Source organism: Kytococcus schroeteri, assembly GCF_002847825.1.
GTDB lineage: Bacteria > Actinomycetota > Actinomycetes > Actinomycetales > Dermatophilaceae > Kytococcus > Kytococcus schroeteri.
In genome coordinates this window covers 1-355 of sequence record NZ_PKIZ01000091.1, presented here as the reverse complement: position 1 = coordinate 355, position 355 = coordinate 1, and the positions used below count along the sequence as shown (strand labels likewise).

The following is a 355-nucleotide window of genomic DNA, read 5'->3' as shown; positions in this document are numbered from 1 at the left end:
CGGCGACTTCGCCACCGAGGCGGACTTAAGCGTCGAACGTCAGCTGCGCACGCTGCTGACGCAATACACCGGCCTGCCCGTGCACGGCGAGGAGTTCGGCACGGTCCGCCCCGGCGAGATCCCGGGAGAGAACATCACCGAGCCGAACCCCAACGATGCGATGGCGGACGGCCTGGACGGCCCGCGCCGTAAGTCTCTCGAAGCCGGGGACCAGGAACTACCGGAGACCTTCTGGGTGGTGGACCCCATCGACGGCACCGCCAATTACGCGGTGGGCAATCCTTTTGCCTGCATCCTGGTTTCCCTGGTGCACCAGGGGCAGACCATGGTCTCCGTCACCGAGATGCCGCTGCTG

1 protein-coding gene is annotated in these 355 nt (G+C 66.5%); it reads left to right on the top strand.

Features of this window, described 5'->3' with window-relative positions; all coding sequences use genetic code 11:
* On the top strand, positions 1 to 355 hold a 355-nt coding region (locus tag CYJ76_RS11655; RefSeq protein WP_331250402.1), incomplete at both ends, for an inositol monophosphatase family protein.